We start from the raw sequence: 15,221 nt of genomic DNA on the forward strand, positions 1-15,221 counted from the left end.
GGTCCTTCAGCCGGTCTGGCAGGGTGTAAAAATTACTTTTTCTTCACGACTTTGCAGGACGAAATAGCCGTCACAGCTTTGGTCTTGAGCGCAGGATCTGCGTTCTGGTTGGTCATGAGTTCCTTGATTTCGGCACTGCTCAATTCGGCATTGATTTTGTCCGCGCCACATTCACAGTGGTCTTTGGCGGTTTTGGCATCAACACTTTGCTGGGCGGCTGCGCTGCAATCCTTGATGAAGCTGTCCCGCGCACCGGCAGGCCAGTTCGACGGGGCTGCGGCGTGCGCACCCAGGGACATGAGGGTCAGGGATGCAGCAAGGGCGAAAGTCGAGGTAAAACGCATAATCAAATGCTCCTGGAGTCGTGGACGAACGGCGATTCTCGGTGTGTTTGAGGGTTGCCGTACAGTTCAAGTTCACTTTTGCCCTTAAAAGCCGGGAATTTTCGTTTCCTGAAGCGGCTTCGGCGCCATGACCGTTCATCTGTGCTAGCATCTTTCGCTTGGCTATTTTCCGGCGCGCCCTATGCCGCCTTGCCAAGGTCTTTTTTGTTTAACTCCAGTCACTCTGGTTCGATTATCGGTTGGCCGAAAGGCTCCTGCCGCTGTAAGGCAGGCGTTCATCACTGAACGGCCTGGTATTGGATCTTGTACTGGCTCATCCCAACCCACGTGACCTTTGGTAGGGGTCACCACTAGGAGAGGAGGCGCCATGCCAACTATTACTCTTCCCGACGGCAGTCAACGTTCATTCGATCATTCGGTTTCCGTAGCCGAGGTCGCCGCATCCATTGGTGCCGGCCTGGCCAAGGCCACCGTGGCCGGCAAGGTCGACGGCAAGCTGGTCGACGCCAGCGACCTGATCACCGGCGATGCCAGCCTGCAAATCATCACGCCCAAGGATCAAGAGGGGCTGGAGATCATTCGCCACTCTTGCGCGCACCTGATTGGCCATGCGGTCAAGCAGCTGTACCCAACCGCGAAAATGGTCATCGGCCCGGTCATCGACGAAGGCTTCTATTACGACATCGCCTACGAGCGTCCTTTTACCCCGGACGATCTGGCGGCTATCGAGCAGCGCATGCACGCGCTGATCGAAAAAGATTACGACGTCATCAAGAAAGTCACTCCGCGTGCCGAAGTGATCGACGTGTTCACCGCCCGCGGCGAAGACTACAAGCTGCGCCTGGTGGAAGACATGCCGGACGAGCAGGCCATGGGCCTGTATTACCACGAAGAATATGTCGACATGTGCCGTGGCCCGCATGTGCCGAACACACGCTTCCTCAAGTCGTTCAAGCTGACCAAGTTGTCCGGTGCCTACTGGCGCGGCGACGCGAAGAACGAACAACTGCAGCGGATCTACGGCACTGCCTGGGCTGACAAGAAGCAGCTGGCGGCCTACATCCAGCGCATCGAAGAAGCCGAAAAACGCGACCATCGCAAGATCGGCAAGCGCCTGAACCTGTTCCACCTCCAGGAAGAAGCGCCGGGCATGGTGTTCTGGCACCCGAACGGCTGGACCCTGTACCAGGTGCTCGAGCAGTACATGCGCAAGGTTCAGCGCGACAACGGCTACCTGGAGATCAAGACGCCGCAAGTCGTTGACCGCAGCCTGTGGGAGAAATCCGGGCACTGGGCCAACTACGCCGACAACATGTTCACCACCCAGTCGGAAAACCGCGACTACGCCATCAAGCCGATGAACTGCCCGTGCCACGTACAGGTGTTCAACCAGGGCCTGAAGAGCTACCGCGAGTTGCCGATGCGCCTGGCCGAGTTCGGTGCCTGCCACCGTAACGAGCCATCGGGTGCACTGCACGGCATCATGCGCGTGCGCGGCTTCACTCAGGATGACGCCCACATCTTCTGCACCGAAGAGCAGATGCAGGCCGAATCCGCTGCATTCATCAAGCTGACCATGGACGTGTACCGCGATTTCGGTTTCACCGAAGTCGAGATGAAGCTGTCCACTCGTCCGGAAAAACGCGTCGGTTCCGACGAACTGTGGGATCGCGCCGAAGCTGCACTGGCCGCAGCGCTGGACAGTGCGGGGCTTGCATACGACTTGCAGCCGGGCGAGGGCGCGTTCTACGGTCCGAAGATCGAGTTCTCGCTGAAAGATTGCCTTGGTCGCGTCTGGCAGTGTGGTACCCTGCAGCTCGATTTTAACCTGCCGATCCGTCTGGGAGCCGAATACGTCTCCGAAGACAACAGCCGTAAGCACCCGGTTATGCTGCACCGGGCGATCCTCGGCTCGTTCGAACGGTTCGTCGGGATCCTGATCGAGCACTACGAGGGTGCATTCCCTGCGTGGCTGGCTCCGACCCAGGCAGTGATCATGAATATCACTGATAAACAGGCAGATTTTGCCGCTGAAGTTGAAAAAACTCTCAATGAAAGCGGATTTCGTGCCAAGTCCGACTTGAGAAATGAAAAGATCGGCTTTAAAATCCGCGAGCATACTTTGCTCAAGGTTCCCTATCTTTTGGTTATCGGAGATCGGGAAGTCGAGATGCAGACTGTCGCTGTGCGTACTCGTGAAGGTGCTGACCTGGGCTCGATGCCCGTCGCCCAGTTCGCTGAGTTCCTCGCGCAAGCGGTTTCCCGGCGTGGTCGCCCAGATTCGGAGTAATTATTATTAAGCGTGAAATGAGACAAGATAAACGAGCTGCACCGAAAGCCCCGATCAACGAGAATATCTCGGCACGCGAGGTTCGGTTAATTGGCGCTGACGGCGAGCAGATTGGCATCGTCTCGATTGATGAAGCGCTTCGTATTGCTGAAGAGTCCAAATTGGACCTGGTGGAAATCTCCGCCGACGCAATCCCACCCGTTTGCCGGGTGATGGACTACGGCAAGTCGATCTTCGAGAAGAAGAAGCAGATTGCCGCGGCGAAGAAGAACCAGAAGCAGATTCAAGTAAAAGAAATCAAGTTTCGTCCAGGGACGGAGGAAGGGGATTACCAGGTAAAACTGCGCAACCTGGTACGTTTCCTGAGTGATGGGGACAGGGCCAAGGTATCCTTGCGATTCCGCGGCCGTGAGATGGCCCACCAGGAGCTGGGGATGGAACTCCTCAAGCGGGTTGAAGCTGACCTGCTCGAGTACGGTTCGGTCGAACAGCATCCTAAGATGGAAGGACGCCAGCTTATTATGGTCATCGCCCCGAAAAAGAAGAAGTAATCAATAGGGCACGGCAGGCCTTCTGATTATGTTTATCAACTGAATGCGGAGTACCGAACATGCCAAAGATGAAAACTAAAAGTGGTGCTGCTAAGCGGTTTCTGAAAACTGCTAACGGTATCAAGCACAAGCACGCTTTCAAGAGCCACATCCTGACTAAAATGTCGACCAAGCGTAAGCGTCAACTGCGCGGTAGCAGCTTGCTGCATCCGTCTGACGTGGCAAAAGTCGAGCGCATGCTGCGCCTTCGTTAATTTTAGTCAAGAATAGAGGAAGTAACTCATGGCTCGTGTAAAGCGTGGCGTCATGGCGCGTAAGCGCCACAAGAAAATTCTGAAACTTGCTAAAGGCTACTACGGCGCGCGTTCACGCGTATTCCGTGTTGCCAAGCAAGCGGTTATCAAGGCTGGCCAATACGCCTACCGTGACCGTCGTCAGAAAAAACGTCAGTTCCGCGCTCTGTGGATCGCTCGTATCAACGCTGGTGCACGTGTTAACGGTCTGTCCTACAGCCGTTTCATCGCTGGCCTGAAAAAAGCGTCCATCGAGATCGACCGTAAGGTTCTGGCTGATCTGGCAGTGAACGAAAAAGCGGCGTTTGCTGCGATTGTCGAGAAAGCTAAAGCCACCTTGGCTTAAGTACCCCCGACAGTCACCCTGGGTCGCTTCCGCGGCCCACGGTGTTAAACGTCTTAAATAGGGGAAGAGCCTTCAAGCTCTTCCCCTATTTTGTATCTGGAGTCTGTACATGGAAAACCTGGATGCGCTGGTCTCTCAAGCACTAGAGGCTGTGCAAAGCGCAGAAGATATCAATGCCCTGGAGCAAATCCGGGTTCACTACCTTGGCAAAAAGGGTGAATTGACTCAGGTGATGAAGACCCTGGGGAATTTGCCGGCTGAAGAGCGTCCGCAAGTCGGTGCGCTGATCAACGTGGCCAAGGAGCGTGTTACAGAGGTTCTCAATGCGCGCAAGGCGTCGCTCGAGGAGGCTGATCTTGCGGCCAAGCTCGCCGCCGAATCCATTGACGTGACCCTGCCTGGCCGTGGCCAGACCTCGGGCGGCCTGCATCCGATTACCCGGACTCTGGAACGTATCGAGCAGTTCTTCACCCACATCGGCTACGGCATTGCCGAAGGCCCTGAGGTCGAAGACGACTATCACAACTTCGAGGCGCTCAACATCCCAGGCCACCACCCGGCCCGGTCGATGCATGACACTTTCTATTTCAACGCGAACATGCTGCTGCGCACCCATACCTCGCCGGTACAGGTCCGCACCATGGAATCGCAGAAGCCGCCGATCCGCATCGTCTGCCCAGGCCGTGTGTATCGCAGCGACTCCGATATCACCCACTCGCCGATGTTCCACCAGGTCGAAGGCCTGCTGGTTGATCGCGACATCAACTTCGCCGACCTCAAAGGCACCATCGAAGAGTTCCTGCGGGTGTTCTTCGAGAAGGAGCTGGCGGTACGTTTCCGTCCTTCATTCTTCCCGTTCACCGAGCCATCCGCTGAAGTCGATATGGAATGCGTGATGTGCAGCGGTAAAGGCTGCCGCGTCTGCAAACAGACCGGCTGGCTGGAAGTGATGGGTTGCGGCATGGTTCACCCCAACGTGCTGCGCATGTCCGGGATCGACCCGGAAGAATTCTCGGGCTTTGCCTTCGGCATGGGCGTTGAGCGTCTGGCCATGCTGCGTTACGGCGTGAACGACTTGCGTCTGTTCTTCGACAACGACTTGCGGTTCCTCGCGCAATTTCGCTAGTCGTAACGGATCTTTAGGAGAGCAGGATGAAATTCAGTGAACAATGGCTGCGTGGCTGGGTAAGCCCGCAGGTAAGTCGCGACGAGCTGGTTGCTCGTCTGTCGATGGCCGGCCTTGAGGTCGATAGCGTTACGCCGGCCGCCGGTGTTTTCAGTGGTGTGGTTGTGGGTGAGGTGCTGAGCACCGAGCAACACCCGGACGCTGACAAGTTGCGTGTGTGCCAGGTCAGCAACGGCGCGGAAACCTTCCAGGTCGTGTGCGGAGCGCCAAACGTGCGCCCGGGCCTGAAAATTCCGTTCGCCATGATCGGTGCCGAGCTGCCAGGCGACTTCAAGATCAAGAAGGCCAAGCTGCGTGGCGTCGAGTCCAACGGCATGCTGTGCTCCCAGGCGGAACTGCAGGTCGGTGAAGGCAACGATGGCCTGATGGAACTGCCGGCCGATGCGCCAGTGGGCCAGGACATCCGTGTCTACCTGGAACTGGAAGACGCCAGCATCGAGGTCGACCTGACCCCGAACCGTGGCGACTGCCTGTCGCTGGCGGGCCTGGCGCGTGAAGTCGGCGCACTGTACGCCGCGACCGTGACCCGCCCGGTGGTTGCAGCGGTACCTGCCGTGCACGACGAAGTGCGTTCGATCGAAGTGCTGGCCCCCAACGCCTGCCCACGTTACCTGGGTCGCGTGATCCGTAACGTCGACCTGTCCAAGCCAACCCCACTGTGGATGGTTGAGCGCCTGCGCCGTTCCGAAGTGCGCAGCATCGACGCTGCCGTCGACATCACCAACTACGTGATGCTGGAACTGGGCCAACCGCTGCACGCCTTCGATCTCGCCGAAATCAACGGCGGCATCCGCGTGCGCATGGCCGAGGAAGGCGAGAAGCTGGTACTGCTCGACGGCCAGGAAGTCAGCCTGCGTGCCGACACCCTGGTGATCGCTGACCATTCCCGCGCCCTGGCGATTGCCGGCGTGATGGGGGGGGAGCACAGTGGCGTGTCCGCAACCACTCGCGACATCTTTCTCGAAAGCGCTTTCTTCGATCAGATCGCCATCGCTGGCAAGGCCCGTTCCTACGGCCTGCACACCGACGCCTCGCACCGCTACGAGCGTGGCGTGGACTGGCAGCTGGCCCGTGAAGCCATGGAGCGCGCCACTGGCCTGCTGCTGGAAATCACTGGCGGCGAAGCCGGCCCGATCATCGAAACCGTCAGCGAACAGCACCTGCCGTCGGTTGCACCGATCATCCTGCGCGCCAAGGCCGTTGAGCAAATGCTCGGCCTGGTGATCGAGCCGGTTGAAATCGAGCGCCTGCTGTCGGCACTCGGCCTCGGCATCTCGGCCGGTGAAGCAGGGCAGTGGCACGTAGAAGTGCCAAGCCATCGCTTCGATATCAGCCTGGAAGTCGACCTGATCGAAGAACTGGCCCGCCTGTACGGCTACAACCGCCTGCCGGTTCGTTACCCGCAAGCGCGCCTGGCGCCGCAGCCGAAAGCCGAAGCCCGTGCACACCTGCCGGAACTGCGTCGCCTGCTGGTTGCCCGTGGTTATCAGGAAGCGGTGACCTACAGCTTCATCGATCCAAAGCAATTCGAACTGTTCAACCCGGGTGTCGAGCCGCTATTGCTGGCTAACCCGATCTCCAACGACATGGCCGCCATGCGCTCGTCGCTGTGGCCGGGTCTGGTTAAGGCGCTGTCCCACAACCTGAACCGTCAGCAAGACCGCGTGCGCATGTTCGAAAGCGGGCTGCGTTTTGTCGGTCAGCTGGATGGCCTGAAGCAAGAGCCGATGCTGGCTGGTGTGGTTTGCGGCAGCCGTCTGCCGGAAGGTTGGGCACAAGGTCGCGACACCGTCGACTTCTTCGACGTCAAGGCCGATGTGGAAGCGGTGCTGGGCTTTGCCGGTGCGCTGGATGCCTTCACTTTCACCCCTGGCAAACACCCGGCGTTGCACCCGGGCCAGACTGCCCGTATCGAACGTGAAGGTCGCCTGGTGGGCTTCGTTGGCGCGATTCACCCGGAACTGTCGAAAACCTTGGGGCTGGACCGTCCAGTCTTCGTTTTTGAGCTAGTCTTGGCTGAAGTGGCCTCGGGCAAAATGCCTAAATTCAGCGAGTTGTCGCGTTTCCCTGAAGTACGACGTGATCTGGCGCTGATTGCCGATCAAGGTGTTGCGGCCAGTGCTGTTCTGGACGTAATCCGTGAAAATGCAGGGGAATGGCTGACAGACCTCAGGCTATTTGACGTCTATCAGGGTAAAGGCATTGATCCGCATAGAAAAAGCCTTGCAGTTGGCTTGACCTGGCAGCATCCATCGCGCACTCTTAATGACGATGAGGTGAATACGACGACGCAAAATATCCTCACCTCGCTCGAACAAAGGTTGAACGCCACGTTAAGGAAGTGACGTATGGGGGCTTTGACGAAAGCTGAGATGGCGGAACGTCTGTATGAAGAGCTGGGCCTGAACAAGCGCGAGGCCAAGGAATTGGTCGAGCTGTTCTTTGAAGAAATCAGGCACGCACTTGAAGACAACGAACAGGTCAAATTGTCCGGTTTCGGCAATTTTGACCTGCGGGACAAACGCCAGCGGCCTGGCCGCAATCCAAAAACGGGAGAAGAAATCCCGATCACGGCTCGCCGTGTGGTCACCTTTCGTCCAGGGCAGAAGTTGAAGGCCCGAGTTGAGGCTTATGCTGGAACCAAGTCATAACGACGAACTGCCCGTCATCCCAGGCAAACGCTACTTCACCATTGGTGAAGTCAGCGAGCTTTGTGCGGTAAAGCCGCACGTGCTGCGCTATTGGGAGCAGGAGTTTCCTCAACTCAACCCCGTCAAACGCACCGGGAACCGTCGGTATTATCAGCGCCAGGATGTGCTGATGATCCGACAGATCCGTGCGTTGCTGTACGACCAGGGGTTCACCATCAGCGGCGCGCGCCAGCGTATGTCCGGTGATGAAGCCAAAGACGACACCACCCAATACAAGCAAATGATCCGCCAGATGATCTCCGAACTCGAAGATGTGCTGGTGGTTTTGAAGAAGTAATTCCGGCTTTTAAAATACTTCCACATTTCAAAAGCTTGCGGTATATTCCTGATCGCTTCGTTGCGAAGCGAACCCAGTAACACGCCTAGTCGGGGCGTAGCGCAGTCCGGTAGCGCACTAGCATGGGGTGCTAGGGGTCGAGTGTTCGAATCACTCCGTCCCGACCATATAATTTAAAAAGGCCGCGAGATTTATCTCGCGGCCTTTTTATTTGCCTGCATTTTTACCCCCTCCCCATAAAACAGCCGGCTATGAATAGCTTTCGGATGTGGATTTACCATCGAATCTGTTCTGCGAACATCAGCCTCGGCCTGATATCAGAGATCAATAGATGGGGATCCGATGACGGAATGAGAAGTTAGTGACGACCAAAGGCACATTACGGCTCTCCCTAGAAGAGATATCATCCCGCCATCAGCTCAAGAGGGGCCTCCTGGCCGGACAAATCCGGCACTCCCTCGAGCATCACGACAAGGATTGTTGCGCATGGACGACATTGTTCAGCCCCTCACGCTCCAAGAAGAAATCCAGCCTAAAGACGTAAAAATCCTTGCCACTCTGGTGGCAAAGCTGAACCTTGCGGATTTTCAGAACGCCATTCCTGTGATACGCGAGCTTCGCATATCGAACGAAACGAGTGATCGTTTCGTCAATGCGACTCTTACGCTTAGCTCGGTACCCGAGGTTTTTAAGTCCAAGGTCTGGCGGATTGACGAGATCGCTGCAGGTAGCTTCCGGGTCATACCTGGGCTTGATCTTGCTTTGGACGGCCCGTTGCTGAGTCGCCTGACAGAATCAGAGATGTCGACCTTCACGTTTGTCCTCGAAGCCGATGACAAGGAGTCGGAAGGCGGTCGCAAGGAAGTTGCTCTGTTTGAACAGGTCGTAGACCTCCTGCCCAGAAATCAGTGGGGCGGATTGCGCCATATACCAGATATGACGGCAGCTTTTGTTCAGCCGAATGATGCGGCGGTTGAAAGGTTGCTCAAACAGGCAGCCGAGCTGCTTCGTCTTAGCGATAAGTCATCTGCACTTGATGGGTATGAGGGAGGCCCCAAAAGAGCTTGGCAGTTGGGGTCTGCAGTGTGGGGGGCGGTGGCGCGCATGAAGCTCGACTATGCGTTGCCGCCGGCTAGCTTTGAACGATCTGGGCAGAAGATTCGTAGCCCCAGTCAGATTGCTGACTCCGGGTTAGCTACTTGTCTCGATCTTACTCTGCTTTTCTGCGCGGCATTGGAGCAGATAGGTCTTAACCCTGTAATCGTGTTCACCCATGGTCATGCTTTTGCTGGTTTTTGGCTTAAGCCAGAAGAGTTTACGACTGCTGTCGTGGATGATGTCACCGCAGTACGTAAGAGGGTGAAACTTCAGGAGCTTGTGCTGTTTGAGACTACTCTTATAACCCACGCCTCCATACCGCCATTCTCTTATGCGGTAGAGATGGGCGCGAAGCAGGTAGCCGAAGACGCTGATAGTGTTTTCGAGATGCTGCTAGATATCCGTCGCGCCCGTCTGCAGCGTATCAAACCGCTCGCCAGCTCAGAGGCTCAGATCGCACGTGTCGCTGTTTCTGAGTTTGATGAAGCGCCACCGCTTCTGGTGGAGGAAGGAATCGGCATCGCCGATGACAATATTAAGGTACAGGCTGAGGATCTGTCTAAGCTCGACCCAGCAGATCGCCTCGGCCGGTGGCAGCGAAAGCTCCTGGATCTGTCGCTTCGAAATAACTTGCTCAATTTCAAAATGGGTAAGCGAGCGCTGAAGCTTGAATCTCCTGATCCCGGTGCTCTCGAGGACATTCTTGCAAGTGGACAGTCTCTGAAGCTGCTTACGAGGCCTGACCTGATGGATGGTGCAGATCCGCGTGAGCGCGCACTCTATGAGCAGCGTGAGCGAGAAGATGTTCGCCGCCGTCATGCTGAAGATGCTCTCAAGCGTAGGGAAGTATTCGTTGCGCTGACGTCCGCCGAAATGGAGGTCCGGTTAACTGAGTTATATCGAGGCGCTCGTACTGCTTTGCAGGAGGGTGGCTCCAATACTCTCTTCCTGGCCATCGGTTTTCTTAGTTGGACGCGTGAGGATAGGGCCGGGCAGAAGTACAAAGCGCCACTAGTCCTGGTTCCTGTCACTTTGGAGCGTAAGAGTGCACGTTCCGGATTCACCATGGTGCTGCACGATGATGAGCCTCGGTTTAACCCGACTCTGATCGAGATGCTGCGTCAAGACTTTGAACTGGGCTTGGGTTCACTGGAGCAGGAGCTGCCTCGGGACGACTCCGGTCTGGATATCGCAGCCATTTGGAACAAAGTTGGCCATGCTATCAAGGATATCCCTGGCTGGGAGCTGAACGAGGACGTTGTGCTCTCGATGTTCTCGTTTGCCAAGTATCTTATGTGGAAGGATCTTGCCGAGAATGCAGAGCACCTTCGACAGAGCCCTGTAGTCCAACATCTTCTGGATACGCCACGTGATTCGTTCATCTCCGATACCCCGTTTCCGGAGGCGGAGTCACTGGACCGTGATTATGGTCCGACTGATGTGTTCTGCCCATTGCCATCTGATTCATCTCAGCTTGCTGCTGTGATGGCAGCAGCGAAGGGAAAAGATTTCGTTCTCATAGGTCCACCGGGCACGGGTAAAAGCCAAACGATTTCCAACATGATCGCCCAGTCCATCGCTCAAGGGCGCCGGGTACTGTTCGTATCTGAGAAAATTGCTGCCCTGGATGTCGTGTACCGCCGCTTGCGTGAAATCGGTCTGGGTGAGTTTTGCCTTGAACTTCACTCCAGTAAGGCTCGAAAAACGGATGTGCTTGCTCAGTTGCAGTCGGCTTGGGAAGCGAAAGGGGAGGTAGATGCTTCCGCTTGGGAGGTGGAAGCGCAGCGGCTCGCGTCCCTGCGTGACAGCCTCAATATTTATGTCGAGCGTCTGCATCGCCGGCACCGCAACGGCTACACCATCTACGATGCCATCGGGACGGTGACATCGGGTGTTGATGAGGCAGTAGCTCCACTTGGTTGGCCATCTCCGGAAACGCATGATCAGAAGGCCATGCTTGAACTTCGAGAGTTGGGCGACCGCCTTGAAGTGAACGCACAGGCTGTGGGTTACAGTCAGCTGGCAGGCAACGCTTTGTCCGGGGTAGGCCAAGCAGAGTGGTCGCCTCATTGGCAGCAACAATTCGTGCAGGCGGCTCGTGACGTGCTTCCCGCTGTGCTTGAAGTCCAGAGAGCTGCCGATCGCTTTGTTGAGCTGTCTGGGCTTCCTGTTACGGAGTACACCCCAACAGCGCTTGAGGGGCTATCGATCCTTTCTCGAGCACTTCCTGCTGCCGCTGGGCATGATTGGCGTTTCGCACTGCGCCCCGATGCTCGCTCGATTTCTAAACGCCTGAGTGACGGCTGCACTTGGGTCGACGAACACCGGAACATTAACTCCAGACTCTCATCCTTCTGGTCCTCTCGTATTACTGCTGAAGCTAAACAAGGCATTGATCTGCTGCAGCAACGCCGCGCTACATTCGTTGATCTAGGCCCGGCCTGGCCAGAAAATGTCACTGACGTTCTCGGGCAAGCTGTCACATTGCTGCGTCAGATAGACGACCTCAAGCACCAGCTAACGGCGTCCTACGGGGATGCGATTGAAGTACTTGATACCGAACTCCTACTGCGCGAATGGAAAGAAGCGGAGGAGTCTTTCTGGCCTAAGTCCTGGTTCGGAAAACGCCGCATCGCTGGGCTATTGGCGCCGACGCAGACGTCAACAGGTGAAGTCGACAATGGCAAGGATCTCGCTACTTGGTCAGAGATTCGGTCGGTGCGCAGAGCAATCGATGAGCTGGAGCCAGGTCATGAGTGTGTTGCTGTTTGGCAAGGTGCCAAATCCGAAGCAACGCATCTCGCGACAGCGATCAAGCTGCAAGAGGCTATTCGGCTTCAGAAAAGTAACGCTGCTTGGATCGATGACGGCTTGCAGATGGTTGAGCAGGGCCAGCTAGGTGATGAGCTGAGAGAGGAACTTCACCGGCTGCGTGCGCTGACTCGTCTCGATGCGGGGTTAGATGAGCTGGTTGATCTCAGCTCAGCAACTAGCTCTCTTTGGAACGGGTTGACCACGGATATTGACGTGCTGACTGCAGCTCTGCGCTTCCAGGCTGAACGACGTGACATAGAAGAATGTGGCCGACTTGTCGACGACCATCCTTATATAGAGGAGGGGCGTTGTGGCTCGTCGTTAAAAGCAGATTTTGAGTTGCTTAAGAACAGAGCAGCAGTTGAGCGAGAGTTGGTAGATCTGGCCGATTTGCGAGAAATCGTTCCTGCCTGGAATGACCTGAAGACGAAAGTTGACGTCGTGCGCAGTGCGTCAGCGTTTCAGGGGGAGATAGCTACCGCGGTGGCGAAGCTGGCACTCAATCCTGAGCAGGTCGCGGCCTACAAAATACCGCTTCAAACTCTGTTGGGGGATGGTAACGCACTACTTGAACCGGAGGCTGCTATAGCCAATGCCGGTGTTGCTCTTCGAGAAAAGCTTGAGTTGCTACAGGCACGAGCGGCGCACCTGACGGCTGTCGGTCATTTCACCGAAATGGGCGTCATCGAAACCGCTCACCTGGCGCTACGTGATATCAAGACAAACTGCGAAACTGTTGTTTCGTCTGAATCGCGCCTTAAGGCATGGTGTGCTTGGCGGAAGGTTCGCGATGAAGCTTACGCTGCCGGCCTGGCGCCGATTGTTCAAGCTATGGAAACAGGAGGCATCGCCTTTGGAAAGGTCCGTCGTGTATTAGAAGTAAATTATGCTCGCTGGTGGCTGAACACGACGGTCGACAACGAAGAGGTGATCCGGACGTTCGTCAGCGTGGAGCACGAGCAGCGCATTCGTGATTTCCGGGCTTTGGATGACAAGTTCACCGAGTTGACCAAGGACTGGCTCCGGGCTCGGCTATGTTCCGACCTACCAAGCCAAGACAGTGTAAGTCGCTCTTCAGAGTGGGGAGTCCTGCGACATGAGATGGGCAAGAAGACTAAGCACATTCCATTGCGGGAGCTGATGAGTCGTGCGCCAGAAGCGCTAACCAAGCTGACTCCATGCTTGCTCATGAGTCCTCTATCCATTGCTCAGTATCTGCCTCCTGCCTCAACGCCATTCGATCTCGTTATCTTCGATGAGGCATCTCAAATACCTGTCTGGGATGCCATCGGCGCCATGGCCCGAGGGAAGCAAGTGGTGATGGTGGGCGACCCCAAACAGCTCCCTCCAACTTCGTTCTTTAACCGCGCTGAGTCGACCGCTGAAGATGAGGATGTAGAGGCTGATCTCGAGAGTATTCTGGACGAGTGCATCAGTGCCAATCTGCCAATGCGTAATCTTAACTGGCACTACCGTAGCCGCCACGAAAGTCTGATCGCTTTCTCGAACCAGCGATACTACCAGTCGAAGCTGGTGACCTTCCCATCACCGTTTACGGCCGACAAAGCAGTACGGTTATGCCCAGTCCCGGGTGTATATGACAAGGGCGGGTCGCGAACAAACTTAATTGAAGCAAGATATTTAGTTGCTGATTTGGTTGCTCGCCTACAGTCTCCGGCGTTCCGCGAAAGCAGGCGGACCGTGGGGGTCGTAACCTTTAACGGCGAGCAACAGAAGCTCATCATGGACATGCTGGATGAGGCTTGCCGGAAAGACCCATCACTCGATTCGTATTTCGCTGAGTCCGAGCTGGAGCCTGTGTTCGTCAAGAACCTTGAGAGCGTTCAAGGCGATGAGCGAGACATCATCTATTTCTCGACCACCTACGGAAAAGACGCTGCCGGTGTGCTGTCCATGAACTTCGGTCCGATGAACCGCCCTGGTGGTGAGCGTCGACTAAACGTGGCAATAACCCGTGCTCGCCAGGAGCTAGTGGTGTTTTCGACCTTGCGCCCAGAGCATATTGATCTAGCTCGTACGCAAGCGATCGGGGTTCGAGATCTTAAGCACTTCTTGGAGTTTGCAGAGCGTGGCCCACGGGCTCTCGCAGAGGCTGACTTTGGTAGCGTGGGTAGTTTCGACAGCCCATTCGAAGAGGCGGTTGCAGCGGCCTTGGCTAAAAAGGGATGGCAGATATTTACCCAGATTGGCGTTTCCTCCTTTCGAATAGACCTTGGGGTTGTTCACCCTGATGCACCTGGACGGTACCTTGCCGGGATTGAATGCGACGGTGCTACCTATCACCGCAGTGCGACCGCTCGTGATCGTGACAAGCTCCGTGAATTTGTACTGCGTGGACTTGGCTGGGAGATCGTTAGGATATGGTCGACGGACTGGTGGGTTGATGCAATTGGAACTGCCGAAAAGGTACATCAACGGCTGAACGAGATTCTAGCGGATTCCCGAGCCAAGCAGGCTGTCATCGACGCCGCTCAAGAGGCAGAGCGACTGAAAATCGACGCAGCTATGGCTGAGGTCATTGAGGTAGTAAGTCAGGTTACTGTGGTCGCCACAGTCGATAGTGTGGGCGAATCCAATGACCCCTCAGGTGCGTTTCCTGATTTGAAGTATGCCAAGTCGGCATCTGTCAAACCAGATGAGGATGTCCTGGCTTTTGCTCGTCCCCTTGAATATTTGATTTACAAAGAATCCGACCCTCGTCAGGCGGTAAGGTTGGTCGATCCAGATCAGTTCTTTGAGGCGAGCTACACGGAAACGCTGGAGCAGATGATTGCTCATGTCGTGGCGGAAGAGGGACCGGTTCTGGACACGGCGCTTGCAAGGCGCATTGCCCGCGCTCATGGCTGGGTACGAACCGGCTCACGGATACGTGATCGCGTTGACCAAATTGCCCGGGCGCGATTCCGCTCACATGAAGAGGAACAGACAGGAGTCTTTTTTTGGCCGACTCATATCGAGTCGGATGCCAGTGTCGTCTTTCGTAAGCCCGGCGATGAAGACACCGCGAGAGGGCTATCTGAAATCTGCCTGCCAGAACTACGTGCTTTGGTTGACGAGATGGCGCAGCGGGGGCACGAAGGAGAGGCCCTAATATATGCGGTCGCGAAGGAAGCTGGTGTAAGCAAGCTTGCTCATGCTGGACGTCAACGGATTGAGAGGGCCGTACGTCTAATGGCGGAGTAAACGAGAGACAAGGGGGCCGTGAAGGTCCTCTTACTTCTGGGAAACTGAACGTGCCCTTGCTCTGAGAAGCGTAGAGTACAAATGTGTTTTTTATGGGCTAACTGATG

General features: G+C 56.1%; 10 protein-coding genes and 1 tRNA gene. 10 read left to right on the plus strand and 1 reads right to left on the minus strand.

Annotated elements, in window-relative coordinates; genetic code table 11:
• Positions 1-32 precede the first annotated feature (32 nt).
• Positions 33-347: a hypothetical protein gene (locus HX814_RS03180; protein ID WP_080673250.1), complete on the minus strand. Its 315-nt coding sequence runs from the start codon at positions 345-347 to the stop codon at positions 33-35.
• A gap of 364 nt (positions 348-711) precedes the next feature.
• Between HX814_RS03180 and thrS the strand changes: the two genes are divergently transcribed.
• The 10 genes from thrS (at position 712) to HX814_RS03230 (ending at position 15,114) form a co-directional block, all read left to right on the plus strand.
• Positions 712-2,634 carry a threonine--tRNA ligase gene (gene thrS / locus HX814_RS03185; RefSeq protein ID WP_003219944.1) on the plus strand — a complete coding sequence of 641 codons (1,923 nt, stop codon included), beginning with the start codon at positions 712-714 and terminating at the stop codon, positions 2,632-2,634.
• Positions 2,634-3,185, plus strand: coding sequence for a translation initiation factor IF-3 (gene infC, locus HX814_RS03190; RefSeq protein ID WP_169875357.1), 552 nt, complete (start codon positions 2,634-2,636; stop codon positions 3,183-3,185). Before thrS ends, infC begins: the two co-directional genes overlap by 1 nt.
• A 59-nt stretch (positions 3,186-3,244) precedes the next feature.
• Positions 3,245-3,439, plus strand: coding sequence for a 50S ribosomal protein L35 (gene rpmI, locus HX814_RS03195; protein ID WP_002553160.1), 195 nt, complete (start codon positions 3,245-3,247; stop codon positions 3,437-3,439).
• A gap of 28 nt (positions 3,440-3,467) precedes the next feature.
• On the plus strand, positions 3,468-3,824 hold the full coding sequence (gene rplT / locus HX814_RS03200) for a 50S ribosomal protein L20 (RefSeq protein ID WP_003219940.1): 357 nt from the start codon (positions 3,468-3,470) through the stop codon (positions 3,822-3,824).
• Between the two features lie 109 nt (positions 3,825-3,933).
• Entirely contained in the window at positions 3,934-4,950 is a 1,017-nt protein-coding gene (pheS, locus tag HX814_RS03205) for a phenylalanine--tRNA ligase subunit alpha (RefSeq protein WP_003219939.1), read from the plus strand.
• Between the two features lie 26 nt (positions 4,951-4,976).
• The gene (gene pheT, locus HX814_RS03210; RefSeq protein ID WP_003219937.1) at positions 4,977-7,355 is read left to right on the plus strand and encodes a phenylalanine--tRNA ligase subunit beta; all 2,379 of its coding nucleotides are present in this window, start codon (positions 4,977-4,979) and stop codon (positions 7,353-7,355) included.
• Positions 7,356-7,358: 3 nt separating this feature from the next.
• Positions 7,359-7,661, plus strand: a complete 303-nt coding sequence (gene ihfA, locus HX814_RS03215; protein WP_002553164.1) for an integration host factor subunit alpha — start codon at positions 7,359-7,361, stop codon at positions 7,659-7,661.
• Entirely contained in the window at positions 7,642-7,998 is a 357-nt protein-coding gene (locus HX814_RS03220) for a MerR family transcriptional regulator (RefSeq protein ID WP_003219935.1), read from the plus strand. Before ihfA ends, HX814_RS03220 begins: the two co-directional genes overlap by 20 nt.
• A 90-nt stretch (positions 7,999-8,088) precedes the next feature.
• Positions 8,089-8,165: transfer RNA gene (locus HX814_RS03225), tRNA-Pro, on the plus strand.
• Positions 8,166-8,484: 319 nt separating this feature from the next.
• Positions 8,485-15,114 carry a DUF3320 domain-containing protein gene (locus HX814_RS03230; protein WP_177009394.1) on the plus strand — a complete coding sequence of 2,210 codons (6,630 nt, stop codon included), beginning with the start codon at positions 8,485-8,487 and terminating at the stop codon, positions 15,112-15,114.
• Positions 15,115-15,221 lie beyond the last annotated feature (107 nt).

The sequence above is a fragment of the Pseudomonas sp. C8002 genome (genome assembly GCF_013385765.1).
Classification (GTDB): Bacteria; Pseudomonadota; Gammaproteobacteria; order Pseudomonadales; family Pseudomonadaceae; genus Aquipseudomonas.